Annotated in this window: 28 protein-coding genes; 17 read left to right on the top strand and 11 right to left on the bottom strand. The window is 65.3% G+C overall.

Going from position 1 to position 26502, the window contains the following annotated elements:
• Positions 1 to 38: 38 nt before the first annotated feature.
• A complete protein-coding gene (locus tag QRN11_RS04030) occupies positions 39 to 728 on the bottom strand; it encodes a LuxR C-terminal-related transcriptional regulator (RefSeq protein WP_285249973.1) in 690 nt (229 codons plus the stop codon).
• A complete protein-coding gene (locus tag QRN11_RS04025) occupies positions 725 to 2179 on the bottom strand; it encodes a PspC domain-containing protein (RefSeq protein WP_285249972.1) in 1455 nt (484 codons plus the stop codon). Before QRN11_RS04025 ends, QRN11_RS04030 begins: the two co-directional genes overlap by 4 nt.
• A gap of 124 nt (positions 2180 to 2303) precedes the next feature.
• Between QRN11_RS04025 and QRN11_RS04020 the strand changes: the two genes are divergently transcribed.
• The 5 genes from QRN11_RS04020 to QRN11_RS04000 all read left to right on the top strand — a co-directional run bounded on the left by QRN11_RS04020 (position 2304) and on the right by QRN11_RS04000 (position 6474).
• Positions 2304 to 3926, top strand: a complete 1623-nt coding sequence (locus QRN11_RS04020; RefSeq protein WP_285249971.1) for a PspC domain-containing protein — start codon at positions 2304 to 2306, stop codon at positions 3924 to 3926.
• 1 nt (position 3927) lies between these two features.
• Positions 3928 to 4227 (top strand): hypothetical protein, encoded by a 300-nt coding sequence (locus tag QRN11_RS04015; RefSeq protein WP_170850644.1) that lies wholly within the window; start codon positions 3928 to 3930, stop codon positions 4225 to 4227.
• 3 nt (positions 4228 to 4230) lie between these two features.
• Positions 4231 to 4488: a PspC domain-containing protein gene (locus tag QRN11_RS04010; protein ID WP_091415023.1), complete on the top strand. Its 258-nt coding sequence runs from the start codon at positions 4231 to 4233 to the stop codon at positions 4486 to 4488.
• Between the two features lie 180 nt (positions 4489 to 4668).
• The gene (locus QRN11_RS04005; protein ID WP_091415021.1) at positions 4669 to 5694 is read left to right on the top strand and encodes an ATP-dependent 6-phosphofructokinase; all 1026 of its coding nucleotides are present in this window, start codon (positions 4669 to 4671) and stop codon (positions 5692 to 5694) included.
• Positions 5695 to 5757: 63 nt separating this feature from the next.
• Positions 5758 to 6474 (top strand): GNAT family N-acetyltransferase, encoded by a 717-nt coding sequence (locus QRN11_RS04000; RefSeq protein ID WP_285249970.1) that lies wholly within the window; start codon positions 5758 to 5760, stop codon positions 6472 to 6474.
• On the opposite strand, the gene QRN11_RS03995 is transcribed toward QRN11_RS04000, so the two are convergent.
• From QRN11_RS03995 to QRN11_RS03970, 6 genes are all read right to left on the bottom strand, one after another.
• On the bottom strand, positions 6436 to 7950 hold the full coding sequence (locus QRN11_RS03995; RefSeq protein ID WP_285249969.1) for a DHA2 family efflux MFS transporter permease subunit: 1515 nt from the start codon (positions 7948 to 7950) through the stop codon (positions 6436 to 6438). The two genes, QRN11_RS04000 and QRN11_RS03995, sit on opposite strands and share 39 nt — an antisense overlap.
• A 48-nt stretch (positions 7951 to 7998) precedes the next feature.
• Complete coding sequence (locus QRN11_RS03990) at positions 7999 to 8454, bottom strand: ankyrin repeat domain-containing protein (protein WP_142060484.1); 456 nt, start codon at positions 8452 to 8454, stop codon at positions 7999 to 8001.
• On the bottom strand, positions 8454 to 9536 hold the full coding sequence (ygfZ, locus tag QRN11_RS03985; RefSeq protein WP_170850642.1) for a CAF17-like 4Fe-4S cluster assembly/insertion protein YgfZ: 1083 nt from the start codon (positions 9534 to 9536) through the stop codon (positions 8454 to 8456). Before ygfZ ends, QRN11_RS03990 begins: the two co-directional genes overlap by 1 nt.
• 72 nt (positions 9537 to 9608) lie before the next feature.
• Positions 9609 to 10349, bottom strand: coding sequence for a flavodoxin family protein (locus QRN11_RS03980; protein WP_285249968.1), 741 nt, complete (start codon positions 10347 to 10349; stop codon positions 9609 to 9611).
• A 30-nt stretch (positions 10350 to 10379) separates the two neighbouring features.
• Positions 10380 to 10988: a nitrobindin family protein gene (locus QRN11_RS03975; protein ID WP_050054283.1), complete on the bottom strand. Its 609-nt coding sequence runs from the start codon at positions 10986 to 10988 to the stop codon at positions 10380 to 10382.
• 168 nt (positions 10989 to 11156) lie between these two features.
• A complete protein-coding gene (locus QRN11_RS03970; protein WP_091415006.1) occupies positions 11157 to 11924 on the bottom strand; it encodes a permease in 768 nt (255 codons plus the stop codon).
• Between the two features lie 339 nt (positions 11925 to 12263).
• Here QRN11_RS03970 and QRN11_RS03965 point away from each other — a divergent pair, with 339 nt between their 5' ends.
• From QRN11_RS03965 to asd, 12 genes are all read left to right on the top strand, one after another.
• The gene (locus QRN11_RS03965; protein ID WP_091415003.1) at positions 12264 to 12962 is read left to right on the top strand and encodes a winged helix-turn-helix transcriptional regulator; all 699 of its coding nucleotides are present in this window, start codon (positions 12264 to 12266) and stop codon (positions 12960 to 12962) included.
• 50 nt (positions 12963 to 13012) lie between these two features.
• Positions 13013 to 13981, top strand: coding sequence for a mycothiol synthase (gene mshD, locus QRN11_RS03960; protein WP_285249967.1), 969 nt, complete (start codon positions 13013 to 13015; stop codon positions 13979 to 13981).
• A gap of 130 nt (positions 13982 to 14111) precedes the next feature.
• Complete coding sequence (locus QRN11_RS03955) at positions 14112 to 16361, top strand: RNA degradosome polyphosphate kinase (protein ID WP_091414999.1); 2250 nt, start codon at positions 14112 to 14114, stop codon at positions 16359 to 16361.
• 10 nt (positions 16362 to 16371) lie between these two features.
• Positions 16372 to 17340: an NUDIX hydrolase gene (locus QRN11_RS03950; protein WP_285249966.1), complete on the top strand. Its 969-nt coding sequence runs from the start codon at positions 16372 to 16374 to the stop codon at positions 17338 to 17340.
• A gap of 30 nt (positions 17341 to 17370) precedes the next feature.
• Positions 17371 to 18174, top strand: a complete 804-nt coding sequence (locus QRN11_RS03945) for a thymidylate synthase (protein WP_142060494.1) — start codon at positions 17371 to 17373, stop codon at positions 18172 to 18174.
• Positions 18171 to 18755: a dihydrofolate reductase gene (locus QRN11_RS03940; protein WP_091414992.1), complete on the top strand. Its 585-nt coding sequence runs from the start codon at positions 18171 to 18173 to the stop codon at positions 18753 to 18755. Before QRN11_RS03945 ends, QRN11_RS03940 begins: the two co-directional genes overlap by 4 nt.
• A 2-nt stretch (positions 18756 to 18757) precedes the next feature.
• Entirely contained in the window at positions 18758 to 18976 is a 219-nt protein-coding gene (locus QRN11_RS03935) for an NF038396 family protein (protein ID WP_091414989.1), read from the top strand.
• A 113-nt stretch (positions 18977 to 19089) separates the two neighbouring features.
• On the top strand, positions 19090 to 20085 hold the full coding sequence (locus tag QRN11_RS03930) for a WXG100 family type VII secretion target (RefSeq protein ID WP_285249965.1): 996 nt from the start codon (positions 19090 to 19092) through the stop codon (positions 20083 to 20085).
• A gap of 27 nt (positions 20086 to 20112) precedes the next feature.
• Positions 20113 to 20754: a hypothetical protein gene (locus tag QRN11_RS03925; RefSeq protein ID WP_285249964.1), complete on the top strand. Its 642-nt coding sequence runs from the start codon at positions 20113 to 20115 to the stop codon at positions 20752 to 20754.
• Between the two features lie 5 nt (positions 20755 to 20759).
• On the top strand, positions 20760 to 21236 hold the full coding sequence (locus QRN11_RS03920; protein ID WP_285249963.1) for a hypothetical protein: 477 nt from the start codon (positions 20760 to 20762) through the stop codon (positions 21234 to 21236).
• A gap of 65 nt (positions 21237 to 21301) precedes the next feature.
• The gene (locus QRN11_RS03915) at positions 21302 to 21841 is read left to right on the top strand and encodes a hypothetical protein (protein ID WP_285249962.1); all 540 of its coding nucleotides are present in this window, start codon (positions 21302 to 21304) and stop codon (positions 21839 to 21841) included.
• A 98-nt stretch (positions 21842 to 21939) separates the two neighbouring features.
• Positions 21940 to 23070, top strand: a complete 1131-nt coding sequence (gene asd, locus QRN11_RS03910; RefSeq protein WP_285249961.1) for an aspartate-semialdehyde dehydrogenase — start codon at positions 21940 to 21942, stop codon at positions 23068 to 23070.
• Between the two features lie 80 nt (positions 23071 to 23150).
• Here the strand turns inward: asd and QRN11_RS03905 are convergent, their stop codons facing one another.
• The 3 genes from QRN11_RS03905 to QRN11_RS03895 all read right to left on the bottom strand — a co-directional run bounded on the left by QRN11_RS03905 (position 23151) and on the right by QRN11_RS03895 (position 26492).
• Positions 23151 to 24113, bottom strand: a complete 963-nt coding sequence (locus QRN11_RS03905) for a PDDEXK family nuclease (protein WP_285249960.1) — start codon at positions 24111 to 24113, stop codon at positions 23151 to 23153.
• Between the two features lie 154 nt (positions 24114 to 24267).
• Entirely contained in the window at positions 24268 to 25398 is a 1131-nt protein-coding gene (locus tag QRN11_RS03900) for a winged helix DNA-binding domain-containing protein (RefSeq protein ID WP_285249959.1), read from the bottom strand.
• Positions 25399 to 25424: 26 nt separating this feature from the next.
• Positions 25425 to 26492, bottom strand: coding sequence for a UDP-N-acetylmuramate dehydrogenase (locus QRN11_RS03895; protein ID WP_285249958.1), 1068 nt, complete (start codon positions 26490 to 26492; stop codon positions 25425 to 25427).
• Positions 26493 to 26502: the final 10 nt, after the last annotated feature.

The raw sequence follows: 26502 nt of genomic DNA, 5'->3' as shown, positions 1-26502 counted from the left end.
GGAAAAGGGCGCGTTAAGTGAGAGAGCGTTTGGCTGGGCTAGAGGAGGCGGCGCTCGGCGGCCCACTTGGTGAGTTCGTGGCGGCTGGAGAGCTGGAGTTTGCGGAGCACCGCGGAAACATGGGTTTCCACCGTCTTGATGCTGATGAAGAGCTCCTTGGCCACTTCCTTGTAGCTGTAGCCGCGGGCTATCAACCGCATCACCTCGAGTTCGCGGGCTGAGAGCCTGTCCAGTTCGTCGTCGGCGATGTCTGCAGGGGCGGTGCCGAAGGCGTCAAGCACGAAGCCTGCCAGGCGCGGGGAGAAAACGGCGTCTCCCCCGGCCACCCGGTATACGGCATCGGTGATTTCCTTCCCGGAGATGGTCTTGGTGACATAGCCCCGGGCTCCGGCCCGGATCACGGCCACAACATCCTCCGCGGCGTCCGAAACGCTGAGCGCAAGAAACCTGGTGCTGGACAGCAGCGCGGCCGAGCCGGCGATGACTTCCCGTCCTCCACCGCCGAGGCCGCCGGGCAGGTGGACGTCCAGCAGCACAACTTCCGGCCGTTCCCGGGCGATCACGTCAATGGCCTGCTCCACCGTTGCTGCTTCCCCCACCACGTGGATACTCGGATCAAGGTCCGCCTTCAGGCCGGAGCGGAAGATCGCATGGTCGTCGACGATCACCACCCGGACTGGTGTGGCCGGCCGGACGGGGCCCGTAGCGGCTCCCTGCGTGGTGTTCATGCTTTGCCTTCCGTACTTTGTGATGGCTTCTCTGCCTGCGCAGCGGCCGGGTAACCGAGCCGCACTTCCGTGCCGTCTGTAGTGCTTGTGATGGTGGCGGTGCCGCCATGGCGGTTCATCCGGCCGATGATGGATTCCCGGACACCCAGACGGTCCTCCGGCACGTGCTGCAGTTCGAAGCCCGGGCCACGGTCCTTGATGAAGATCTCAGCCCGGCCCCCGGATACTTCCAGGTACACCGAGACGGTCCCGCCGCCGTGCCGGGAGGCGTTCAGCATTGCCTCACGGCTGGCCTGGATCAGGGCCTCGTGGCCCTCGGTGACTGCCGTGTCCCCCACGCTCACCACCTCCACGGCGTTGCCCAGCAGGTCCTCCACCTCGGCAGCAACAGCCTTGATCCGGTCCGAGAGCTGCCCGGCATCCTTCTCCGGATCGGCGAACAGCCAGCCCCGCAGCTCCCGTTCCTGGGCACGTGCCAGCCGGACGACGTCGTGCTCGTTGGACGCCCGCCGTTGGATCAGGGCCAGGGTCTGCAGCACGGAGTCATGAAGGTGGGCTGCGATCTCCGCGCGCTCGGTTTCCCGGATCCGGCCTGCACGTTCCGCCTCAAGGTCGCGCCAGAATTTCAGGGCCCAGGGAAGCAGGACCAGCACCACGCCGCCAAGGACAGCCACGGAGGCCAGCAGAGCCAGCCAGGTCTGTTCCCAGGAACCGGAGCCGGACACCATCACCAGGACGCCGGCCACCACCAGTGCCAGGCCGGCAGCGAGCCGTGCCCACCCGCCGGCCTGGTCCGCCTTGGTTTTGTCCACGAGGCCCGCACGGCGGGTTTCGTCCAGCTGTATCCACGCGATGGAGGCCCCGCCCAGGACCGCTGCAGCAGGAATCAGGGTGCCCAGCGGAACGTCGACGCCGAGGATCTGGGCGATCAGGATGCCGGCCACCAGCAGCAGCCCGGCGCCGAGCAGGATTTCCTTGCCGTACCGCATTTCACGGAACTGGAACCAGGGGGGCCGTGCTGCCGCCGCAGTGGTTCCGGCGAAGTCACCGGGCGCGGCATACGCGGGGTCTTCCGGACCGGGCGGGTAGGTGCCGGCACCTGGCATAACTGAAGTTGGCATGCCAGGTCCGGCGGCCGGGACACGGCCAGGGGCCCAACCCCGAACATCGCTGCGAACAGCTGCCTGGACGGGGGCCTGGCTCACAGCAGGCGCAATGGGCGACGCCGGGCGGCGCGCCTGCCGCCGGGCGCTTTCGTCCGCCGTGGGCACCATGATCCACAGCCAGGCATAGAAGACGATGCCGGCACCGCCCGCCAGTGTTGCCAGGGCCATGCCCACCCGCACATTGCGGACCGGCCAGCCCAGGTGCGCGGCAAGGCCGGAACAGACGCCCGCGATAAAGCGGTCGCTGCGCCGGACCAGCGGGGGCCGGATGGGGGCGGTTGTCATGGATCAATCCAAACACGGATCAGGGTTGCCCGGACCCCGTTCCGGCCTGAACCGGGGGCCACTCAGGGACCGTTCAGGGTGTCCCCCAGTAGAGCGGAAGCGCCACGGACGGAAGGATCGAGGTATGAACTCGCAAACCCCCACCCCTGATGACGGCCACCCCACGGAGCCCCTCCCCGAACGGGACAACACACACCCCACAGAGCCACTGCCAGCGGCTTCCTCTTCCCCACAGGACCAGGAGCCGGCACAGGAATCAGCTAATGAATCCACGGGCGAACCCGGCCGCGGGTCCAGCAGCGGATCCAGCCGGGACACCTCCAGCCAGGAAACCTCCAGCGGCCCCTACGCCAGCCCCTACACCGGATCGTATTCCGCCCCGAACTCCGGGAGCTACGCATATGCCGGAATGCCGGGCCAGCAGGGAGACTTCTTCGGCTGGGTCCGCGGCCACGGCATCAGCCGTGGCCAGGACCGCTGGATCGGCGGCGTCTCCAGCGGCATTGCCCACCGCATGGGCATTGACCCGCTGATCATCCGCGGCGTCTTCATCGTCCTGACCCTCTTCGCCGGGATCGGCGTTCTCCTCTACGGCCTGGCGTGGGCATTCCTGCCTGAGCCCGACGGCCGGATCCACGTCCAGGAAGCGGGTGCAGGGCGCTGGACCAGCGGCATGACCGGTTCCCTGATCGCCACCATCCTCGGCTTCAGCGGGCTGGGCGGCGGCTTCTGGGGCTGGGGCAACCACGGCTTCGGCGCCTTCCTCTGGACCATCTTCTGGGTGGGCGGCGCCATCTACATGATCTACTACCTGGTCCGGCGGAACAAGGCAGCAGCCGGCGTCCCGGCCGGCGCAGCAGCGGCAGGCACCAATGCTTACGCCGCGGGTTTCCCCACCGCAACAACTCCCCCCTACGCCGACGTCGCGGGCACCGGTCCTTTCACCGGCAGCCCCTACGGCGGCAGTTCCTCCGGCACTTCCACCGGCACCCCGTCCGGCAGCGGCTATAACGGCAGCGCGTATGGAAGCGGTGCTTACGGTGGCAGCGGTTCCGGCGGCAGCAGCTGGGACAACACGAGGCCGCCCCAGGGCCCGCCGCCGGCACCCAAGGTGCGTCCCGCTGGTCCCGGTGCTCCCGCCGTCGCGATCGTTGCCGGCAGCGCCCTGCTGATAGGTGCCGGACTCAAGGCGCTGGATGTCACCCACATCATCAACCTGGGCGACTCCGCCAACGCCATCGCGTGGGCCAGCGCGGCAGCAGTCCTGGGCCTCGGGATCCTCATGATGGGCCTGCGCGGCAGGACGTCCGGTATCCTCTCGTTCTTCGCGGTGGCAGCGCTCATCGTCGGCGGTGTCTTCAACGTGGTGGGCAACAACGGCGACCGGATGCGGTTCCAGCAGCTGAACTGGAGCCCGGCGAGCATCGAAGATGCCCGCAACGGCCTTGATGTGGCGGGCAGCCGCGGCACTGTTGACCTCACCCAGCTGGACGGCAACGCCCCGCTGGCGTCCGACGTCGTGGTTCCGCTGGACATCGCGGCAAGCAACGTGACGATCGTCATCCCCGACAAAATGCCCGTGGACATCAAGGCGGACATGGCCATGGGGAACATCCATGAAAGCGGCGGCAACCGTGGCGGCGTCACCACCAGGGAAAGCAGCTACAACAGCGACCAGCCTGGCAGCCACCTGATCATCGAGATCGACGGCGCCTTCAGCAACATCACCATCGAGGAAGGCAACTGAGATGAGCACCAACAATCCGGCCCCGGACCCCTATGTTCCGGATCCCTACGTCCCGGGAAGCACGACGGCGGCAGGCGCCTCTGGTGCCCCAGCGGCAGGGGCTAGGGTGGGCACCGTGGTGTGGGGCCTGATCGTCCTGGCCCTCGCCGCCCTGATCATCATCGCCCAGCTCGGCATCGTCACCCTGAACTGGACCTACGTCCTGATCGGCCTGATGATAGGCGCCGGCGCGGCCCTGGTGGTGGGCGGTCTCCTCTCCGCCCGGAAACGTGACAACAGCTCCTCAACACGGAAGTCTTGAACCATGGACAAGTTTTTCAGCATCGTCAGGGGCCTTGGCCTGAAACGCGGACCCGAACGCTGGCTCGGAGGGGTACTGGGAGGAGTCGCAGCCAAGCTCAACGTGGACGTGGCCTTCGTCCGGATCGCCTTCCTGGTCTTCTGCCTGCTCCCCGGACCCGCCGTCATCTTCTACCTCCTGGCCTGGGTGGTCCTGCCGGACCAGCGCAACGTCATCCCGCTCCAGACATTCCTTGAGCGGCGGTCCATCAACCGTCCATAGCGACACGGCAAAGGCTCCCGCTCCTCTTTTGGAGCGGGAGCCTTTGTTGTGTCCGGGGACTTCGCGGGGCTGGGCAATGTAACCGGTTTGTGTCGTACCCCACACCCCCCACTAGACTCTATGTGAGCTCAGCGTGGCGCTCTGCCTGTACACCTTCTCCCCAGGATTTGAGCCAGAGACATGAAAATTGGAATTCTCACCAGCGGTGGCGACTGCCCCGGACTGAACGCCGTGATCCGCGGAGCCGTCCTCAAAGGCATCGCCATCCACGGTCACGAATTCGTGGGTTTCCTTGACGGCTGGCGCGGCGTTGTGGAGGGCGACATCATCGATATCCCCCGCACCATGGTCCGCGGCATCGCCAAGCAGGGCGGCACCATTTTGGGCACTTCCCGCACCAATCCCTTTGAAAACGGCGGCGGGCCCGAGGTCATCAAAGAGCACATGGACCGCCTCGGCATAGACGCGATCATTGCTATCGGCGGTGAGGGAACCCTGGCCGCAGCCAAGCGCCTGACTGACGCAGGACTGAAGATCGTGGGCGTCCCCAAGACAGTGGACAACGACCTCGACGCCACCGACTACACCTTCGGCTTCGACACTGCTGTACAGATCGCCACCGAAGCCATCGACCGGCTGCGGACCACGGGCGAATCACACCACCGCTGCATGATTGCCGAAGTGATGGGCCGGCACGTGGGCTGGATTGCCCTTCACGCCGGCATGGCAGCCGGCGCCCACGCCATCCTCATCCCGGAGCAGAAGGTCAGCATCGAGCAGATCACCGAGTGGGTGAATGAAGCCCACGCCCGTGGCCGCGCACCACTGGTAGTGGTCGCCGAAGGCTTCGTGCCCGAGCACATGGAAACCCCGCACTCCGAGCGCGGGCTGGATACCTTCGGCCGGCCCCGGCTGGGTGGCATCGCGGACCAGCTCGCGCCTGAGCTCGAAGCCCGTACCGGCATCGAAACCCGCGCCACCATCCTGGGCCACATCCAGCGCGGCGGCGTGCCGTCAGCCTTCGACCGTGTCCTCGCCACCCGGTTGGGCATGGCCGCCATCGATTCCGTGGTGGAAGGTTACTGGGGCACCATGGTGGCGCTGAAAGGCACGGACATCGAGCACGTGGGCTTCCAGGAGGCCCTGGGCCAGCTCAAGACCGTTCCGCAGAAGCGCTACGACGAAGCCGCTGTCCTCTTCGGCTGAGGTGTCCCGTTCAGCTGAGGTGTCCTGCCCGGTGGCGCCGCGCGACCGCCCTAGGCTGGGGTTATGACACTTGACCCCGGTTCGGCCGCCATCATCCAGCTTGCGTGGGCACGGCGCCTGGGACTGGACGATGACGCTTTCAGTTCTGCCCTGGCCTCCGGCGAGCGGATTGTCCGCGCCGACGAATCAGCCCGGACCGTCGAGTTTGTCCGGCTCTTTGGCAGTTCGGCGCTGGTTGGTCCGCAGTGGATCATTGACGCCGCCGCAGCCATCCCGGATGAGGAGATGGCCCAGCACGTCACGTTGCTGACGCTCACCCGCTCGCATGGCGGCCACGGATTGGGTGCGGCGGCACTGTTTTTCGCGGATGACTTGCCGCTCAAGCAGCCCTCGGAAGAAATGACCGTCTCACACGGCAATCCGGAAGCCATTGAGCTGGAGGGCCGCTGCCCGCCGGACGATGTGAACGAGGTGGGCCTTTCGGACCTCGAGAACCGTTACACCATCGTCCATGAGGTGGAAGGCCGCCGCGTGCCCCTGGCGTGCGGCGCCTACTCCGAGTGGGTGGGCCTGCTGGCGCACCTCGGTGTCCTGGTGGACCCGGAGTGGCGGCGCCGCGGCCTGGGCTCGCTCGCCGTGTCCATTGCCGCCCATGAAGCCCTGGCGGCAGGGCTTACGCTGCAGTGGCGCACCGACGTCAGCAACACCGGATCCCTGGCGCTGGCCCGGAAGCTCGGCCTGTCAGCCGGCGGAATCCAGACCAGCGTCCACCTTGGCTGACGGGGTGGCGCTGCCCCAGTCCTGAACCGGCTGCGGCTTGGCAAAGAACAGTGCCACTGCCGCCCCGACCAGAATCACTGCGGCGGGCAGCAGGATAGACTGGCCCATCGCCGTCGCGAATCCGCTGTGGAGGGCCTCCGGCAGGCTTCCGGAAAAAGCCATGCCCTCGCCGGCAGCTCCGCCGGGTCCGCCCGTGGGAAGCTCGGCAGCCAGCCGGGACTGGATCAGCACGGCGATGGCAGCGCTGCCCAGAACCGCCCCGAACTGGCGGGTGGTGTTGTAGACCCCCGAACCGGCACCGGCCTGGCGCGGCGGCAGGTTGCGCGTGGCGGTGGTGCTCAGCGGCGCCCAAATGCCCGCGTTGGCAAGTCCCAGGACGGCGCTGGGCAGCAGGAACATCCAAATGGGTGTGTCCGGCTGCATCAGGACCGAGTTCCAGACCAGCGACACAGCCATCAGGGTCAAACCGCCAGCGGCAAGATACTTCGGGTTGACCCGGTCCACGATCTTCCCCACCACGGGCGCCAGGCCACCGGAGATCAGCGCCATGGGCACCATCAGGAGGGCTGACTGGGTGGGCGTGAGGCCACGGACCAGTTGGTAATAGAAAATCAGCGGCAGGGTGAAGGCAGTCACCGTAAAGCCCACGAGGGTGATTCCAAGGTTGGCGAGGGAAAAGTTCCGGTCCCGGAACAGCGCCAGCGGCAACAGCGGTTCGCCCTTATTGAAACGCTGCCAGAGGACAAACAGGACAAGGACGGCGATCCCCGCGATGATCAGGCCCCATACGCTGACAGGCCCTGTGATGGTGCCCCAGTTGTATGTCTCGCCTTCCTGGATGCCGAAAACCAGCAGGAAGAGTCCCACGGCGCTGAGCAGGACGCCGGGGATATCGAACCGGTGCGGATGGGTGCTGAGGGCGGGGACGTTGCGCCAGGCGAGGATAAAGCCCACCACGCCAACCGGGACGTTGATAAAGAAGATCCATTCCCAGCCAAGGCCGTCCACCAGGACGCCGCCCAGGATGGGCCCCACAAGCGTCGCCATGCCGGCGGTTGCTCCCCAGATGGACATTGCCGCCCCGCGCCGGTCCGGCGGAAAGATCCGCGTAATGACGGCCATGGTCTGTGGAGTCATGATTGCCGCCCCAAGGCCCTGCAGGACCCGCGCCGCAATGAGGGTCTCGACATTGGCGGACAGTCCGCACCACAGCGAGGCCAGCGTAAACACCACAAGGCCCAGGAGATAGAGCTTCTTGGGACCGAACCGGTCACCGAGCCTGCCGGTGATCAGCAGCGGGACCGCGTAGGCCAGCAGGTAGGCGCTGGTCACCCAGATGACCGCGTTGATGTCGGCGTCCAGGCTTTCCATGATCCGCGGGTTGGCCACGGACACGATGGTGCTGTCGATCAGGATCATAAAGAACCCGATCACCAGGGACCACAGGGCCGGCCAGGGCTTTGCTACGTTTTCCACTCGGGCATCTTTCGTCAGGGTGTTGCGGCCAGGCGGGACCCGGTGATCCTAGCCCAGGAGATTCAGGATCTCCGTACGGGCGAACATTTGGGCGGCGGCCCGGGCGGACGGTGATCCCGCGTCCGGGTCTGCGCCCGCGTCCAGCAGGACACGGGCAACATCGGTGTAGCCCTTAAACGCGGCTCCGGCCAGCGGGGTCTGTCCCCGGTCGTTGGCTGCGTTGGCCTCGGCGCCGTGTTTCAGGATCAGCTGCACAGCCTCTGCGTGGCCGTGGTAGGCGGCCAGCATCAGCAGGGAGTCGCCAGCGGCATTGGTCATGGTGGCGGGAGCGCCGGCGTCGAGATACGCGCCCAGCAAAGCCGAGTCCCCTTCCCGGGCCGCCTGGAAGAGCGTATGCGCCAGGGCAAGCGTTTCATCATCCGGACCACCGCTGGCCCCGGGAGAGTTGGCCGGTGCAGTGTGGGACGGAGTGTTATTGGACGGTACGGCGGCGTTGTCAGTCATTAGCGTGGCCCCTTGAGGAATCCGGTCTGGCGCCCCACCACCTGGCCGGCGTCGGGGGCAACGATCAGTTCCTGGGCGGCAGTGTATGGCTCGTCCCCGTCCAGGACCGTCAGTATTTCATCCGCCGCTACGGAACGCTTTATGACTGCCAGGGCAACCGGGCCCATCTCGTAATGCTGCGCCACGGAGGTCACCGCCCCTACCTTCCGCTCCCCTACCAGCACCGGGCTGCCGGCCTCAGGCAGCGTGTGCTGTGAGCCGTCGAGCTGGAGGAACACGAGCCGCCGCGGCGGGTGTCCCAGGTTGTGCACACGTGCGATGGTTTCCTGGCCCTTGTAGCAGCCCTTGGCCAGGTGGACTGCGGTCCGGAGGAGGTCCAGTTCATGCGGGATGGTTTTATCGTCCGTTTCGGCACCGATGCGGGGACGCCACGCCGCCACGCGCAAGGCTTCGGCGGCGAGGACCCCGGCCAGGGCGCGCCCGTCCACAGCATCTTCCAGCCCGGCGGCCGGAATCAGGTATTCAAACCACGGGCGTTCGAGCCCGGGGTGGTTTTCCTCTGCAACCGTTGCGTAGGAGTACCCGCCTGCGGATACATGCGGCCACGGGTCCAACCACGCAAGCCGGTCCGACCACTCCGGAACAGCCCTGGTGCTCCCCACAACGGCCCAGTCGGCCGAGACGTCGGCAATCTCCACCCGCAGCATGAACTTCATCCTGTTCAGGAACTCCGCCAGCGGGGCAGCTTCGGCGCCCTCCACGATCAGCCAGGTGGTCCCGCCGTCGTCAATCACCCGGGCGTCGAAGTCAATCCTGCCCTGCACGCTCAGGAGGAGCAGCTCGCTGGACTCTCCCGGCTGCAGGCCGGTGACCTGCTGGGAGGACAGCGTGTTGAGCCAGCTCAGGCGGTCCGGCCCGGTGACCGTCACCACGCCGCGGGAGGAAAGGTCGACGACGGCGCTTCCGGCCGCGAGGGCGCGCTGCTCGCGCAGCGGCTCGCCATAGTGGGCCGCGACGCCGGCGTCCGCACCGGCGGCCTCAACGGCTCCGGGGCGCGACAACAGAGGGCTGGGAGTAGTCATACTGGGGGCAACGTCCTTTAGTCAGGGAGTATTCCGGAGTTGGTGCGGCCGCCCGACCACAGGCGGGAGTAGCTACCGGTATTCCGGGTTTTCAAAATCGAAGCGGGTTCCGGCGGCCCATTCCTTGGGGAGGTTGCCGTAGTCCGGGTATCCGCCGGCGTCCTTGAGGATCCAGGCCAGGTGCAGGAGGTTCCAGGTCATGAACGTGGCGTTCCGGTTGGTGAAGTCGGTTTCGGGACCGCCGGAGCCCTCGTCAAGGTAGCTCGGGCCCGGACCAACAGGCCCGATCCAGCCGGCATCGGCCTGCGGCGGAATGCTGAAGCCAATGTGTTGCAGGCTGTACAGGACATTCATGGCGCAGTGTTTGATGCCGTCTTCGTTGCCCGTGATCAGGCAGCCGCCCGCCTTCGGGTAGAACGCCCACTGGCCCTTGCTGTTGAGTTCACCGGAGTGGGCGTAGAGGCGTTCGATGAGCTTCTTGGTCTGGGAGGAGTTGTCGCCGAGCCAAATGGGCCCGGCCACCACCACGATGTCCGCTTCCTGCACCGCCGGATACAGCTGCGGCCATTCGTCCGTCGGCCAGCCGTACTGGGTCATGTCCGGGTACACGCCGCTGGCGATGTCATGGTCCACGGTGCGGATCACCCGCGTGCTGACACCCTGCTTTTCCATGATCAGGCGGCTGATGGTGATCAGGCCGTCAGTGTTGGAGGTCTGCGGTGATCTCTTGAGGGTCCCGTTGAAGAAAACGGCTTTCAGGTCGCTGTAATCCCGCCCGTGCCGCGGCGCCTGCAGGTTTCCGGGATCCTCCATTGCCGCGCCCTTCCTTCGTTCCTGTGGTGGTCAGGATACTTTTTTGAGGAAGGCAGACGCATGGGCTTCAAGCCCTTTGCCTTCCTTGCCGCCCACCGCCACATCCCAGCGCCAGAGCAGGTTTCCATCCACCAGGCCGAAGATGCGCGTGGCAGCACTGTAGTCCTTGGAGTGGCTTCCGCGCATCACCATATCCGTGGTGAGCTGGATCTGCGGACCCTTGATCTGCCCGTAGTACAGCTCCGAGATGCCCCCGGGGTGGGAGATGGACACGGAAATGTCGAAGCCGCCCTCGCTGTTGCGCAGGGCTTCCACTTCGTCTGCGCTCTTCAGCGCCGGCACAATGTCTGCCGGAATGAGGCCGGGGCCGCCGTCGGCATCCAGCTGTTTGCGCTCAAGTGCCCAGAAGCCGGTCTCGACCGTCAGCGGCCGGAGCCGCGTGCCGTCGTCGTCCGTCAGCCAGCTCTCCGCCCGGTACTGCAGGTACGGCAGCCCGTTGTGCGTGAACGACACGTGCTGCAGGAAGTGCTCCGAGTCCTCGTCCCCGCTGCCCAGCCGGCCGCGGCCCTCCCACTCACCAATGAGCCAGGAAAGCGGGACAAGTTCTGGAGTCAGGTCTGTGGGAATATCAATCGGCACAGCAATTACCTCGGAAAACGGCTAGCTCCGGAAAGGGTCTACTTCTGGCCTTTGAAGAGGCGGTAGACCACAAAGCCGGCAAACCACGCCATGGACAGGCTGGCGATGCCGAGCAGGACAAGGAAGAAAATTTCAAAAGCAAGTACGGACATGATGCCATCCTAACCGTTAGTAGATGAGTAGTTTGTCTATGAAGTAGGCAAGGGAACCTACTGCAGAAACAGGCGCCAGCCCCATGCTAAGGGCAGCAGGAACATTCAGCGGCGCCCCCCGCACGGTAACAAGGCGGCGGAAGCTCACGAGCACCGCACCCACCACCACACCAAAAATCGCGGCCGGGAGCACGGCGATGTCGGACAGAACCAGCCCTGCAAGCGGCCCGGCAAGTCCGGCCAGGACGATCCCCAGGGGAGCCACGATGCTGTCCGGCCAGCGGATCAGCCCTGCCAGCAGGGCAACCGCCGCGCTGATGGCCGCCACGAGCAGCATCTCGCGGACCCCGTTGAACCTTGCACCGGCGATCCATCCGGCGCCCAGGCAGGACAGCAGCACCCCCACGGAACAGCCGAGGGTCGACTCCAGCCGCTGCGCCTGGCCGGTCCCGCGGATGAGCTGCACTACAAACACCGCCATGATTCCGAGCGCAATAAAGGGCGGGGTCCAATCCAGGAACCCGGGAGCGGGCGCGTAGGCGGCAGCCACAGCGGATCCGGCGCCGGCCAGGCCAATCACGGCGGCCAGGGTCTTTTTGGCGGGAATCCGGAGGAAGTGGGGCCAGCCGATGCCAACACCGGCTGCGATGGCCACCGCAACGGCCACAAGGGCCTCCCGGGACGCATAGACTCCGCCGACGATGGCCGCCAGTCCGGCAAGGCCCGCCACGCCAATGGTCCATGAACCCAGGGAGCGCGCGGGTGCCTGAAGTTCCGCCGTCATTCGGATCCCGGCCGGGGCTTAGTCTGTGCACTCACTGCGCTGCATCCCATCCTGCGTTGACGTTGGAAGGCGGCGCCCGCCCTCAGTGCCAGGGCATCCAGCCCTGCCCCAATCCTGCCTTATATGAACGGCATATGTCGCAAAACGTACCGTGGTCCGAAGCCAATCCATGCCGCTGGGGGACCCGCCGGGTATACTCAAGGCTCAGCTAAGTTCCCTGCCGGGGTAGCCGGATCATTGCGGATGGCAGTGGCCCAAAACCGGGGCGGGGAGCCAGTACCGGCCGGTGAAAATCCGGTTCAGTCGCCCAACGATGCGCGGACGGCCCTTGGAGGAACAATGTCGCACATCCTGTTATTGACGAACAGCACCGGTTCTTCGGTGGACATCCTGCCTGCCTTGGAATTGCTGAACCACAGGGTGCACATCCTCCCCGCCGAGCCCACAGCACTGCTGGAGACCGATCCCTGCGACATCGTACTGCTCGATGCCCGCAAGGACCTTGTGGGCGCCCGGTCCCTCACCCAGCTCCTGAAGGCCACCGGCCTCAGTGCACCGCTGGTGCTGATCCTGACTGAAGGCGGCATGGCCGCCGTTTCCTCTGCCTGGGCCGTTGACGACATCGTGCTTGAGTCAGCCGGCCCCGCCGAGGTAGAGGCCCGCATCAGGCTCTCCGTCGCCCGGGCCGTCCCGGACCAGGAGGACGCACCGTCCGAGATCCGGGCTGCAGGCGTCATCATCGACGAAGCGAGTTACACCGCACGGGTGAACGGCGCGCCGCTGAACCTGACATTCAAGGAGTTCGAGCTCCTGAAGTACCTGGCACAGCACCCGGGCCGGGTGTTTACGCGCCAGCAGCTCCTCACCGAGGTGTGGGGCTATGACTACTACGGCGGCACCCGCACGGTGGACGTTCACGTCCGGCGCCTGCGGGCCAAGCTGGGCGCCGACCACGAAAACCTCATCAGCACTGTCCGCAACGTCGGCTACCGGCTCACCCTGGTGCGGCAGCAGGAAGACGAGCTGACCGAAGCCTGAACCGGCTTCACCGCAGTCCGCCTGCAGCCTTCGACGTATAGCCTTGCTTCATGACTCCAGCACACCCTGAGAAGTGGCCCGTCCATGCAGTCCAAGGCGGGGTTGACCAGCAGCTGCTCAAAGACTGCCGCAACCTCCTGGCAGCGGCTGAAGAGTCGGACGGCAACCCGTCCATCTCCGAACAGACCCTGATCAGCATGCGCGCCGGGGATTCCACCGAACACAACGTGCTGACCCTGGCCCTGTACGCCCCGGATGAAGACTCGGATCCCTCCTCCGGCCAGGACCTGGCCGGGTTCGCCGCTGTGGTGGAAGAGCCCGATGGAACCGGGGTGGTGGAGATCGCGGTGCATCCCAGTTACCGCAACCAGGGCGTGGCGGACCGCCTGGTGGGCGTGCTGCGCGACCGGCGGGGGTTCGCCGGGTTGAAGGCCTGGTCCCACGGCAACCACGAGGCGGCCGCTGATCTTGCCGCCCGCTACGGCTACGTGCCCGTGCGTGAACTGTGGAAAATGCGGATGACGACGACGGCGGCGGACCTTCCCGACGTCGTCCTCCCGGACGGGGTGCGCATCCGCGCGTTTGTGCCGGGGCAGGATGAGGAGGGCTGGCTGGCGGCCAACCGCGCCGCCTTCGCGCACCACCCGGAGCAGGGCAGCCTTACCCGGGCGGACCTTGATGCCCGTATGGCCGAATCCTGGTTCGATCCGGCGGGCTTCCTCCTGGCCGTTGGCCGGGACAACCGGCTGTTGGGTTACCACTGGACGAAGGTCCATCCCCGGCACGGCGCCCACCCCGCAGTGGGCGAGATCTACGTGGTGGGCGTGACCCCGGAAGCCCAGGGATCAGGTTTGGGCAAGGCCCTCACGGTGGCGGGCATCAAGCACCTGCAGTCGTTGGGGCTGCACGCCGTCATGCTGTACGTCGACGCCGATAACGCGCCGGCGGTTGCCCTGTACCGGCGGCTGGGCTTTTCCCGGTGGGACATGGACGTGATGTACGGCCCGGCGGCCGGTTAGTCCAATCGCCTGACCCAGAGGGTCTTGGGACGCCAAATCAAGGGCCGTCCCGCCTTGAATGCTTGTAAGGTTGAAACAGAACCGCGCCGGCCGGAAACGGCAGCATCAAGCGCCAGGTAAAGGAGATGCCATGAACCCGGAACCTTCCGGAGCAGCCACGTCCCAAGAGACTCCAGTCCCGGTGCGCGCGCGCTTCGGCTCCTCGGAGGTTCCTGCGGCGCGGGCCACGCAGGACCGGATAGACATCCCCGACTTTGCGCCCAACCTGGAGCCCGACGGGGATATCCGGCCGGACCGTTTCCTGGACCGTGAACTGAGCTGGCTCAGCTTCAACTCCCGCGTCCTGGAGCTGGCCGAGGACCCTACACTGCACTTGCTGGAACGCGTCAGCTTCCTCTCCATCTTCGCGTCCAACCTGGACGAGTTCTTTATGGTCCGGGTGGCGGGACTGAAACGGCGGATCGCCACGGGACTGGCCGTCCCCTCCCCCGCCGGCCTGAGCCCGGTGGAGGTGCTGGAAAAGATCGGTGAGGAAGCACACCGGCTCCAGCAGCGCCACGCCCAGGTCTTCGCAGAGCAGATCCGCCCGGCCCTGGCCTATGAGCACATCCACCTCATGCACTGGGATGAACTCGACGATGCCGCCAAGCAGCAGCTCAGCCAGATGTTCGCCGAAAAAGTGTTCCCCATCCTCACGCCCCTGGCCGTTGACCCGGCGCACCCGTTCCCCTACATTTCCGGGCTCTCACTGAACCTGGCCGTGGTGGTCCGGAACCCTGTCAGCGACAAAGAGCTCTTCGCCCGCGTGAAGGTCCCGGACCAGCTGCCGCGGTTGATCTCCATTGACGGCCCGCGGGCCGGGGCCGTAGCTGGCCGGGTGGCCCGCTTCATCGCGCTTGAAGAAGTCATCGCCGTCCACCTGGACAAATTGTTTGCCGGGATGGAGGTCCTGGAACACCACACCTTCCGGGTGACCCGGAACGAGGACGTGGAGGTCGAAGAGGACGACGCCGAGAACCTCCTCCAGGCACTGGAAAAGGAGCTCCTGCGCCGGCGCTTCGGCCCTCCTGTCCGCCTTGAGGTCACCAACGACATCAACCCCAACATCCGGGCGCTGCTGATCCGCGAACTGGGCGTAGAGGAATCCGAGGTCTACTCGGTCCCCGCACCGCTGGACCTCCGCGGCCTGTCCGTCATTGCCGGCATCGACCGCGCGGACCTGCACTACCCCAAGCATGTCCCGCACACGTCCCGGTACCTCAACGAGTCCGAGACGTCCAAGGCGGCCAACGTTTTCGCGGCCATGCGCCGCCGCGACATCCTGCTCCACCACCCCTACGACTCGTTTTCCACCTCTGTGCAGGCGTTCCTGGAGCAGGCGGCAGCGGATCCCAAGGTGCAGGCCATCAAGCAGACCCTGTACCGGACCTCCGGCGATTCGCCCATCGTTGACGCCCTGATTGATGCGGCCGAGGCCGGCAAGCAGGTCCTTGCCCTGGTGGAGATCAAGGCCCGGTTTGACGAGCAGGCGAACATCTCCTGGGCCCGCAAGCTGGAGCAGGCAGGCGTGCACGTGGTGTACGGCATCGTAGGCCTGAAAACGCACTGCAAGCTCTCGCTTGTCGTGCGCCAGGAAGTGGACGGGCTGCGCCGCTACTGCCACATCGGCACCGGCAACTACCACCCGAGGACGGCCCGCTACTACGAGGATCTCGGTCTCCTCACGGCCAATGACCAGGTGGGCGAGGACCTGTCCAAACTGTTTAACCAGCTCTCCGGTTATGCGCCCAAGTCAACGTTCAAACGCCTTCTGGTCGCCCCGCGTTCGGTGCGCTCCGGGCTGATCGACAGGATTGAAACCGAGATCCGCAACGCCCGTGCCGGGCTGCCGGGCCGGGTCCAGATCAAGGTTAACTCCATGGTGGACGAGGCTATTATCGACTCGCTGTACCGGGCGTCGCAGGCCGGGGTGAAGGTGGATGTTGTGGTTCGCGGCATCTGCTCGCTGCGCCCGGGCGTTCCGGGGCTCAGCGACAACATCACCGTCCGCTCCATCCTGGGCAGGTTCCTGGAGCACTCCCGCGTGTTTGCCTTCGCGAACGGCGGGGATCCTGTGGTGTACATCGGCTCGGCGGACATGATGCACCGCAACCTGGACCGCCGGGTGGAGGCACTGGTCCAGCTGGCCAGCGCTGATGACATCCAGTATGTCCTGGACCTGATGAAGCGCTACATGGCGCCCGAAACCGCCAGCTGGCACCTGGACAACGAGGGAAGGTGGACGCGCCACCATCTGGGCGACGATGGCAGGCCCCTTGAGGACGTCCAGTCCTTCCTGCTGGCATCGCGGCCGCGGCAACGCAGCCTGAGCCGACGGTAAGGGCGCGGTTTTGTCGAGCGACGCACTCGTAGCAGACCAGACAGACCACCCAGGCGAACCCGTAGCCGTCACGGCTGCCGGTGCGCTGCCCTGGCGGTTGAATAAAGACCAGCTTGAGGTCCTCCTCATCCACCGCCCGCGCTATGACGACTGGTCCTGGCCCAAGGGCAAGATTGACGACGGCGAGACCATCCCTGAGTGCGCCATCCGTGAGGTGTGGGAAGAGATTGGCCTGTCCGCGTCACTGGGCATACCGCTGCCCCCGATCCACTACCACGTGGCGTCCGGCTTGAAGGTGGTCTACTACTGGGCTGTCAGGGTCAACGGGGACAAGCTGGTGCCCGACGGCAAGGAGGTGGACAGCGTGATGTGGTGTGCCCCCGAAAAGGCGGCCCGGCTGCTGTCCAACCCCTCCGACGTCGCACCGCTCGAATACTTGCAGGACGCCCATGGGCGTGGCGAGCTGAACACCTGGCCGCTCCTGGTGCTCCGCCACGCCAAGGCGAAACCCCGCTCGTCCTGGTCCAAGGCCGAAGGTGAGCGCCCGCTGGCCGCCACTGGAACCCGCCAGGCGCAGGCTGTGGGCCGGCTGCTCCAGGCGTGGAAGCCGCCTCGGGTGGTCACCAGTCCGTGGCTCCGCTGTGTGGCAACCATCGCCCCCTACGCGAAGGTGGCCAGTCCCAAAGTGAAGCTCTCGGAAGCCCTGACCGAACACCGGCATCAGCGGAACCCGAAGAAAACCGCTGCCGTGGTCGAGAGCCTGTTTGATAAGCAGCGGCCAGTGGTTGTCTGCACCCACCGTCCGGCGCTGCCCACCGTGTTCGGGCAGCTGGCCCAACACATGCCGCAGCAACTGGCCTCGCTCCTGCCGGCCAACGAACCATACCTGTCCCCCGGGGAGCTGGTGGTGTGCCACGTGGCCCCGGGCGGGAAAAACCGGATTGTCGCCGTCGAGCAGTTCAGGCCCTTCGACGACTGAGCCCCGCCTCTGGCCCAGTAGACTTGTGGCGTGAGCATCCCAACGCCTTATGAAGACCTCCTGCGCGAAGTCCTGGCTTCCGGCACGCACAAATCGGACCGTACCGGGACCGGAACAACCAGCGTTTTCGGGCGCCAAATGCGTTTTGACCTCTCGAAAAGCTTCCCGCTGATCACCACCAAGCGGGTCCACTTCAAATCCGTGGCGGTGGAGCTTTTGTGGTTCCTGCGCGGCGAAACCAACATCAAGTGGATGCAGGACCAGGGGGTCACCATCTGGAATGAATGGGCAGACGCCGACGGCGATCTCGGCCCTGTCTATGGTGTGCAGTGGCGCAGCTGGCCCACACCCGATGGCGGCCACATTGACCAGATCGCCGAACTGGTGGAGAACCTGAAATCCAACCCGGACTCCCGGCGGCACATAGTGTCCGCATGGAACGTCTCCGAACTCCACGACATGGCGCTGCCGCCGTGCCACGCGTTCTTCCAGTTCTACGTGGCAGACGGCAAACTGTCCTGCCAGCTGTACCAGCGCTCCGCGGACATGTTCCTGGGCGTGCCGTTCAACATCGCCTCATACGCACTGCTCACCTGCATGGTGGCCCAGCAGGTGGGGCTGGAGCCCGGCGAATTCGTCTGGACCGGCGGCGACGTCCACATCTACGAGAACCACATGGACCAGGTCCTCAAGCAGCTGGAACGGGAGCCTTACGAGTACCCGCAGCTCAAGATCACGCGGAAGCCGGCGTCGATCTTCGATTACACCCTTGAGGACTTCGAAGTGGTGGGCTACCAGCACCACCCCACGATCAAGGCTCCGATCGCCGTATGAGCACGGAGAACTCCACCGATCCGCAGTCCTTTACGGAAGAGCTGGCCGCCTCGGTCACCGGTGTGGGCCTCGTGTGGGCGCAGACACCCGACGGGGTCATCGGCAAGGACGGCGACATGCCCTGGCACCTGCCCGAGGACCTGAAGCACTTCAACCAGCTCACCATGGGCCACCCGGTGGTGATGGGCCGCAAGACGTGGCTTTCCTTCCCGGACAAGTTCCGCCCCCTGCCCGGCCGCACCAACATCGTGATTACCCGGCAAAAAAGCTGGGCCGACACGCCTGAGGCGGAGGGCGCCGTCGTGGTTCCTTCACTTGATGACGCGTTGCTCGAGTCCCAGTTTGTGGACGGCGGCGAAACCGTCTGGATCCTGGGCGGCGGCGAGATTTTCCGCCAGTCCACGGAGCTGGCGAACGTCGCGGTGGTCACCACCATCGACGTCGAAGCCGACGGGGACACGTTCGCCCCCGAGCTTGGCACCGGGTGGGAGGCTTCCGCCTCGGTTCCCCCGGACGGCTGGCTGACGGCCGCCAACGGCACACGCTACCGGTTTACCAAATGGTCACGGACTGAGGGCTAGGAATGTTAAAGAAACCCGAAACTCTCTTTGTGCTGGGCTACATGCTGCTCCCCCTGTTGGCGCTGCTGTCCGCCATCGTAGGATTCACCATGATCCTGGGCGGCAACAAGATCGCCGGGGCCATCGTGCTGGTGGTGGTGACGCAGGTCTTCGCCTTCGGGGCCTTCTTCGCGCTGCGGGCGCGCAAGGCAGCCGTGCTGGAGGAGTCGAAGCGCGGCTAGCACGCGGTGCTGCGTATGGGGAGGACACCCCATCGCGGCTGCAGCATGTTGCTAATAGGCTGGGCTGGGTTCCGGCTTGAAAGACGCTGGTCGAATATCGGGGGGATTGCCTGGTGGCAGGAAATTTGTGGGGCGCGGACGTTGCCGGGTTGCGGACGCTGGCGCAGCAGTTCGGCAAGACGGCCGATCAGCTGCTGCAGCAGTCCACGCAGCTGACAAGCCACATCAACAGCACGACATCATGGAAGGGCCAGGACGCCGTTGCGTTCCGGTCCGAGTGGAACGGAAGCCACCGGGCGATGCTCCAGCAGGCTGCCTTCGCGCTGCAGCAGGAGTCGAAGAAGCTACTCGTCAACGCTGATCAGCAGGAGAAGGCGAGCAACACGGGCGCGGGATCCGGCGGTTCCCGTCCTGGTGTCGAGGCTGGCACTCCGTCCTCGCCGTTCGTTCCCGTGGGTCCAGAGTGGCTTTCCAACGGTGACTCACCCTTCCGGAACGGCTGGGACGCCTACAACGGAGTCCTTGGGCTGAAGGGTGTTCCTCTGGGTCTTCGTGACATTTCGCAATTTAATGCCCGGCATGGCCACGAAATCGACGCCTTGTTCGGAGCGGGCCAGGACTTGGCAGCATGGAAGCGCTTTTTCAATAAGGACCTATGGGAAGCTTCGGCGCGCGCCGATCCTTTGCGGGGCGCGTTCTCAGGTACTTCTGACCTTCTGAGCGGCAAATTCGGTGACTTCGCCGACATGGCCCGGGGTACGGGAGCAGCGGAGATCGGCCCCTGGGCGAAGTTCGGTCTCAACTCCGCGGGACATGTCCTCGGGGGGATCAGCGTTGGCTTGGATGGACTCGACACGGTCAACGCGATTCGCGCCGGCGAGACTGGTGACGCGCTTAAGTCCGGCCTGAAAACCGCTCTCGGCGTCGGCTCTTTCTTCCCCCCACCCGTCGGGGTCACGTGCATGGTTGTGGGCGGCGCATGGGCCGCCGTCGAGATGGTCCCAGGGGCCAAGGACGCGATCGACGACGCCTTCGATTGGGTGGGCGACACGACTGAAGATTTGGTAGGAGCAGTCGGCGACGGTGTCAAGGACTTCTTCGGCTTCTAGAAAATGGGGACTCATAGGATGGACAGCATGACTGAGGCACAAACGGCGACAGACACCTCCCTGGGATTCGGTGTTGCAGAAATGGCTTATCTCGTACAACTGCAGGACACAGACGAATCCCGCGGCAGCGCCGCCTGGCTCCGGCTAACGGAGGAGTCAGAGAACAAGCAACTGGTCAGCGCGGGCCTCTCATCGCTCATCGCTCGCCGACTGGCGGCAGTCGATGGCACCAACGTCGAGTTTGATGCAAAGGTGGATGCAGTTGCTTACACCCTCTCCCATGCGGCGAAATGGACACAACTGGATCTGCTGATGGACGCGCAGCGCGCAGACTCGGTGCTTCATGCCGAGGCCGGAAAAATATCGCTGATCTTCCAGCCGAGAACCATGATGAGCTGGTTCGTCCTTCCCCAGGATGCTCACTTCTCCAAGGAAGCGGCAGAAGCCTTCATTGTTCGGGAGCACCTGCTCAAGTATCCGGAAGGTGGCGTGAAGATCAGATCTGGACGGGTCCCTTCCTCACAGCAGCTCCTTATCCGCAAAGACACCCGCGGCTGGGCCCACACCATTGCGCAGGGCGACGTTGTTGGACCTGAACAACTTGCGACGACCAGCGAGGACCTTACCGCGGTACTGAAGGCCTTCGGTCATGAAGCCGGCGAAAACTGATGGAAATGGATCCCGCCGTACAAAAACTACTCGTCGAACGCCAGTACTTTTATGCGACGGGTATGGAACGCACCGTGCATGCCTACACGAAGGAAGAGTGGGGCATCGGCGGTGCCCAGCCAACCGGGAACTACTCCGTCCACACAACCACCGGGCTTTTCGTGGTAACAGCCCTCATGACCATCCCTGCGCTCGGCGCACCAATTCTGCTGATCATCGCTCTTGCGAGCCTTAATCTGATTGTGGTTGTTTTTGGGTTACTTGGCACCGTCCTCTTTACCGGCGGCTGGCTACTGGGCATCATGAATCTTCGCCGCGAGTTGCGGGCTTCCAGGCAGCGCAGGCTGAAAGGGCTGCCGAAGCCGCGTTTCGCCCTGACCGATGACCAGGCCCGGGCCTGGTTTGAATCCAATCCCTCGGGTATTGCCATCACCCGCGAAAACTTCCCCGACAGCACGCGCCCATTTCCTGGTGAGGCCTAGTACTGAAGCGGCATGACTGAGATGTAAGTTCCGCTGCAAGAAAAACGCCTCGGATAGGAACGCTTATGGAAGCTGACCGCCCCGCATTCCGCTGGCCGGACGGAACTAAATATGGTCCGAGCCCCGTCAATGTGCTCGAGTACGAGAAAGAATACGGACCGGGGACCAGCGTGCACAACGGCATCCCAGGCAGCAACACGGGCAGCGGCCCGGACTCCGACGATCAAGTCCGCGCCTACCACGAACAGGCAGTGACACGCGGTGACAAGAGAATCCTGTTCCGTACCGTGGATGGCAGGCTTCACAGCTACGCGAAGGATGAGCTGGGAGTGGTCACGGCCAGTTCCCACCCGCAGGTGAGGTCCGCCGGCGGCTTCCTGGCGATGGCTGTCTTTTTCGCTGCAGCGGCAGTCTTCTCCGTCCTGCTGGTCATCGGGCCCACCGGCCAAGGCGAGGATCCGATGTGGGGTGCGCTGTTCCTGTCGGCCGCCGGACTGGGAGGCGCGGCATATGCCATTCGGATGGCGACGGTAGCTTCGACGGCAAAACGCCTGCGCGCCGAGCGTGGGATCCCCGAGCCCACCGCACACCAGTTCGACAACTAGGCTGCCCCACACGTGCCGGCGTGTCCGTTGAGCCGGAACCCGTGGGCGCGTGACGTAACCGACTGCGCCGTGCCGGTTCCGAAGTCTAAACTGTACGAATGACTACAGCAGCTACCCCTTCCGTCGGCCTGGTCGGATGGCGCGGCATGGTCGGTTCCGTCCTGATGCAGCGCATGCAGGACGAGGGCGACTTCGCCAACATCAACCCGGTGTTCTTCTCTACCTCCAACGCGGGAGGTGCCGCGCCTTCCTTCGCAGAAGGCACTGGCAAGCTCGAAAACGCGTTCGACGTCGACGCGCTGGCCAAGCTGCCTATTATCGTCACCGCACAGGGCGGCGACTACACCAAGCAGGTCCACGGCGAACTGCGCAGCCGCGGCTGGGATGGCCTCTGGATCGACGCCGCCTCCACCCTCCGCATGAACGATGACTCCATCATCGTCCTGGACCCGATCAACCGCGACGTCATCGACAAAGGTCTCGTCAACGGCACCAAGGACTTCATCGGCGGCAACTGCACCGTCTCCTGCATGCTCATGGGCCTCGGCGGCCTGTTCAAGAACAACCTGGTCGAATGGGGCTCCTCCATGACCTACCAGGCTGCCTCCGGCGGCGGCGCGCGGCACATGCGCGAGCTGCTCAGCCAGTTCGGCACACTCAACGCCGAGGTCAGCACGGAACTGGACGACCCGGCGTCGGCCATCCTGGACATCGACCGCAAGGTCCTGGCCCACCAGCGCACCGACATCGACGCCACCCAGTTCGGCGTTCCCCTTGCCGGCTCCCTGATCCCCTGGATCGACGCGGACCTGGGCAACGGCCAGTCCAAGGAAGAGTGGAAGGCCGGGGTTGAGACCAACAAGATCCTGGGCACCTCGGACGAAAACCGGATCATCATGGACGGTCTCTGCGTCCGCATCGGCGCCATGCGCTCCCACTCCCAGGCACTGACCCTCAAGCTGCGCGAGGACCTGTCCGTCGCCGAGATCGAAAAGTTGCTGGACGAGGACAACCAGTGGGCCAAGGTGGTTCCGAACACCAAGGAAGCCTCCATGGCCGACCTGACCCCCGTCGCCGCCTCCGGCACCCTGGACATCCCCGTGGGCCGCATCCGCAAGATGGAAATGGGCCCGCAGTACATCAGCGCCTTCACCGTGGGCGACCAGCTCCTCTGGGGCGCCGCCGAGCCGCTGCGCCGCATGCTGAACATCGCCACCGGGAACCTGTAGGCCGGTTCCCCAGGAGCGGCCCTGGCCCGCTTAACCGTTGCTGCCCAGCACCGGTTAAGCGGGTCAGGGCCGCTCTTGTGTCAGGCGGACATCCGGCGGGAGCGCTCTGCCATAACCTGCAGGCGGAGCTTTAACTCTGCGGGCCGGTCAAGGTGCTGCCAGTTGAGCCGAAGTACCAACCACCCCTCTTCAATCAGCGCGTTCTCCCGCCGGCGTTCAGCGAGAAGAACTTGTTCCGTGGGCCGGTACTCCGTGTACTTCCCGGCGCCATCAAACTCGATGACGGTCCTCGCTTCTGGATCAGCGAAATCGGCCCGGAACAGGCCGGAAGCAGTTGGAATCTCAAATTGGGGTATGAAGCTGCGAATACCTATGGCATGCAGCAGAAGCCTCGTCCGGGTCTCCCCCGCAGATTCGGACCGTCCGTCCAGCGCGTCCAGCAGGATACGGGCCTTCCGGCTCCCTCGCTTTTCCGGACCGATGCTGAGAAGCCGCTGGATATCGTCGCGCGAGGCTCCCTTGCGCAACGCGTGATCGCCAATGACGGCCGCCTGCTCGAGCGGCAGGATCCGCGCGCAGTCCAGAACAGTCCTCTCCAGGCTGGTTGCAAGGAAAACCTTACCGTCAGTGGTCACGAGCCGGGTGATGTCATCCTCCGTGACGGCAGCCCGATGCGTCCTGACATCCGTTCCTGCGCTTGCCCGGGAATTCGCATATCCGGTTGTTACGTGGATCAGCGGTCCGGTATTCCACACCTGGCATTCGTGCAGCCGCGCTGCGCTGAGGTGGCTGTACAGGGCAGTCCCGCCAGTGGAGAGATGGTGTGCATCAACGAGCAGGCGGTCACGGGCCCATGGCTTTAGCCCGTTCCAATACAAGTTCTGTGCGTAGGCGCCGCGACGCACACGAACTACGGTGCCGTGCCGCACCGCCGACGTGAGGAGCCGGTCCCCTATGCTGGCTTCCTGAAGCTCCGTGGTCGATGCCAGGGGCGTTGACGGCCAGCGGTCCTCTATCAATTGCCGGGTTTTCTCGGGCTTCATGGACCAATACTTCGTCCGCCGACCGTGTGAAGGGAAGCCGCAGGCTGCCGGGTGTGGACAACTCTTGTACCCGTAAATGTGCAGCAGCGGCCGTGCCCCGCTCAACCGGTGGTGGCCAGCACCGGTTAAGCGGCCCAGGGCCGCGCGTACGGTTTTAGGCGCCGAGGAAGGCGAGGTAGCGTTGGGCGGCACGGTTGAAGGCAGCCTGCGCCGTGACGCCGAGGGGACGGGCTTCATCAAAGAGTTCAGGCACGACGGCGGCACCCGCGCCCGTGCCGGAACGGGCCCACGTGCCTATCACCTCTCCCCCGGCCACCAGCGTTTTCTTGAAGACACCGTTGCCGCCGGGGACGATCTTGTTGGCATGCTCGGGAGCCAGGACAAGGCTGCGGTCCTGGTAACCCAGCAGAAACTCGTCGAAACCGGGAAGCAGGAGGACGGACCGCTGCCCCGGCACGCGGCCGTCGAGCAATGATGCCGTCTCCGTGGACAGCCAGTAACTGGTGCCCCCAAACTCCACATTGACCAGCTGGTCCTTAATGCCCTCAAAAGCCGCCCGGACCTCGGTCAGCGGAACCTGCGTCCACCAGGCGAAGTCCCGGATGGTGGCCGGCCCGTGGCTTCGGAAATAGCGCAGCGCGAACTCGGCGATGCCCTCCTGCCGTTCGAGCCGGCGCGAGTCCGGGATCCATTGATTGAAGCAGGCAAACAACTGCTGGTTTCCCGCCAGCGGCCCGAGCACCAGCCAGCCGTGCCGGCACAGTGTCCCGAGGATGTGGATACCCCGCTGGCCCTGGGTAGACTGCCCGGCGGCGTCGAAAACCTCGAAAAGGGCAGCCCTGCCGGCAGGACCACCTGCAGCGATGTACTCCAGGGCCAGGTCGCGGCACTTTTCGATGTCAGCCCAGGAAATACCCAATTCGCGGTGCCGGCCGGCAATGCCTTTGGTGAGACGCTCCGCAGTAAGGTCCAGCATCCAGTGCAGGTCCTCCGGCGCCACCAGGTGCAGCGTTCCGCGCATGGGCCACGAGCGCACCACAGCACCGGAATCAAGGGCGGAACGGACATCGGCCACGTCTGCTCCGGGAGCCCTGGCGCCCACAGCCCAGAGTGCCGCCTGCAGGTCCTGGGCCTGAATGGCTGTCATCCAGCGGACCGTGGCAGCTATCGAATCAGGATGGTGCGGTTGCGGGGGAACAGCCGGGTGCGGGAGCAGCCGTTGGGACACCAGGCGAAGCCTGCCCAGCGTTCGACGGTCAAGACGGATCCCCACCTTCGCAGCCATGGCCCCATCCTATGGCCAGGACCGGGCTACAGCTCCAGCCCGATCAGCAGCGGTTCCGGGTGGAGTTCAATGCCAAAACGACGTTCGACGCCGGCACGCACCTCGCGGGCCACCGCCACCACATCGGCTGCCTTGGCTGAGCCGCGGTTGGTGATGGCCAGGGTGTGCTTGGTGGACAGGGATGCACGGCCTCCGCTGACGCTGTCAGGCTCCAGCCCAAAGCCCTTGCCAAAGCCGGCCTGGTCTATCAGCCAGGCGGCAGAGAGCTTCACCAGCCCGTCCTGACCGGCAGGATAACGCGGCGCGCCCTCCGGCAGAGCCTCGGCCACCTCCGCCGGGACAATCGGGTTGGTGAAGAACGAACCAGTGGAAAAGGTGTCGCGGTCTGCCGGATCCAGCACCATGCCCTTGGAAGCACGCAGCCGCAGCACTTCCCGGCGGACGTCGGTGGCGTAGGCACGCTTTCCCTGTTCCACCCCCAGCGACCGGGCGAGCTCCGCATACCGGATGGGAGCACTCATGCGCCCGATCGGCAGCTGGAACTCCACCGTTAGCACCACATAACGGGGCGAGCCGTTGATGGTGGTCTGCTTCAGGATGGAGTCCCGGTAGCCGAACTTCAACTCGGAGTTGGTGAAGGTTTTGACGGCGTTCCGCTCGCGGTCCCAGGTCCGCACGGCGGCAATGGTCTGCGAAACGTCCGAACCATAGGCGCCCACGTTCTGCACGGGAGTTGCCCCGGTGGAGCCCGGGATGCCCGCCAGCGCCTCGATGCCGGACCAGGCGTGAAGGACAGCGTGCTCCACGAGCTTGTCCCAGTTGTGGCCCGCCTGCACCACCACGGCCACCCCGCCGCAGGAGTCCTGGGCGTTGACGGTGAATCCCTCCGAGGCGATCCTGACGACGGTGCCGGGGAACCCGTCGTCGGAAATCAGCAGGTTGGAGCCGCCGCTGATAATCAGCAGCGGCTCCCCAGCCGCGTCCGCTGTCCGGACGGCGTCGATGATGTCAGCCTCAGTCCGGGCCTCGATAAAGGTGCCGGCGGGGCCTCCGACGGCGGCCGTGGTGAACTGGGAAAGCAGGGTGGAAGTCACCAGACAACCC

Source organism: Pseudarthrobacter sp. fls2-241-R2A-168 (genome assembly GCF_030209335.1).
GTDB lineage: Bacteria > Actinomycetota > Actinomycetes > Actinomycetales > Micrococcaceae > Arthrobacter.
The sequence above is the reverse complement of the archived record's forward strand: the minus strand, read 5'-3'. Positions and strand labels throughout refer to the sequence as shown.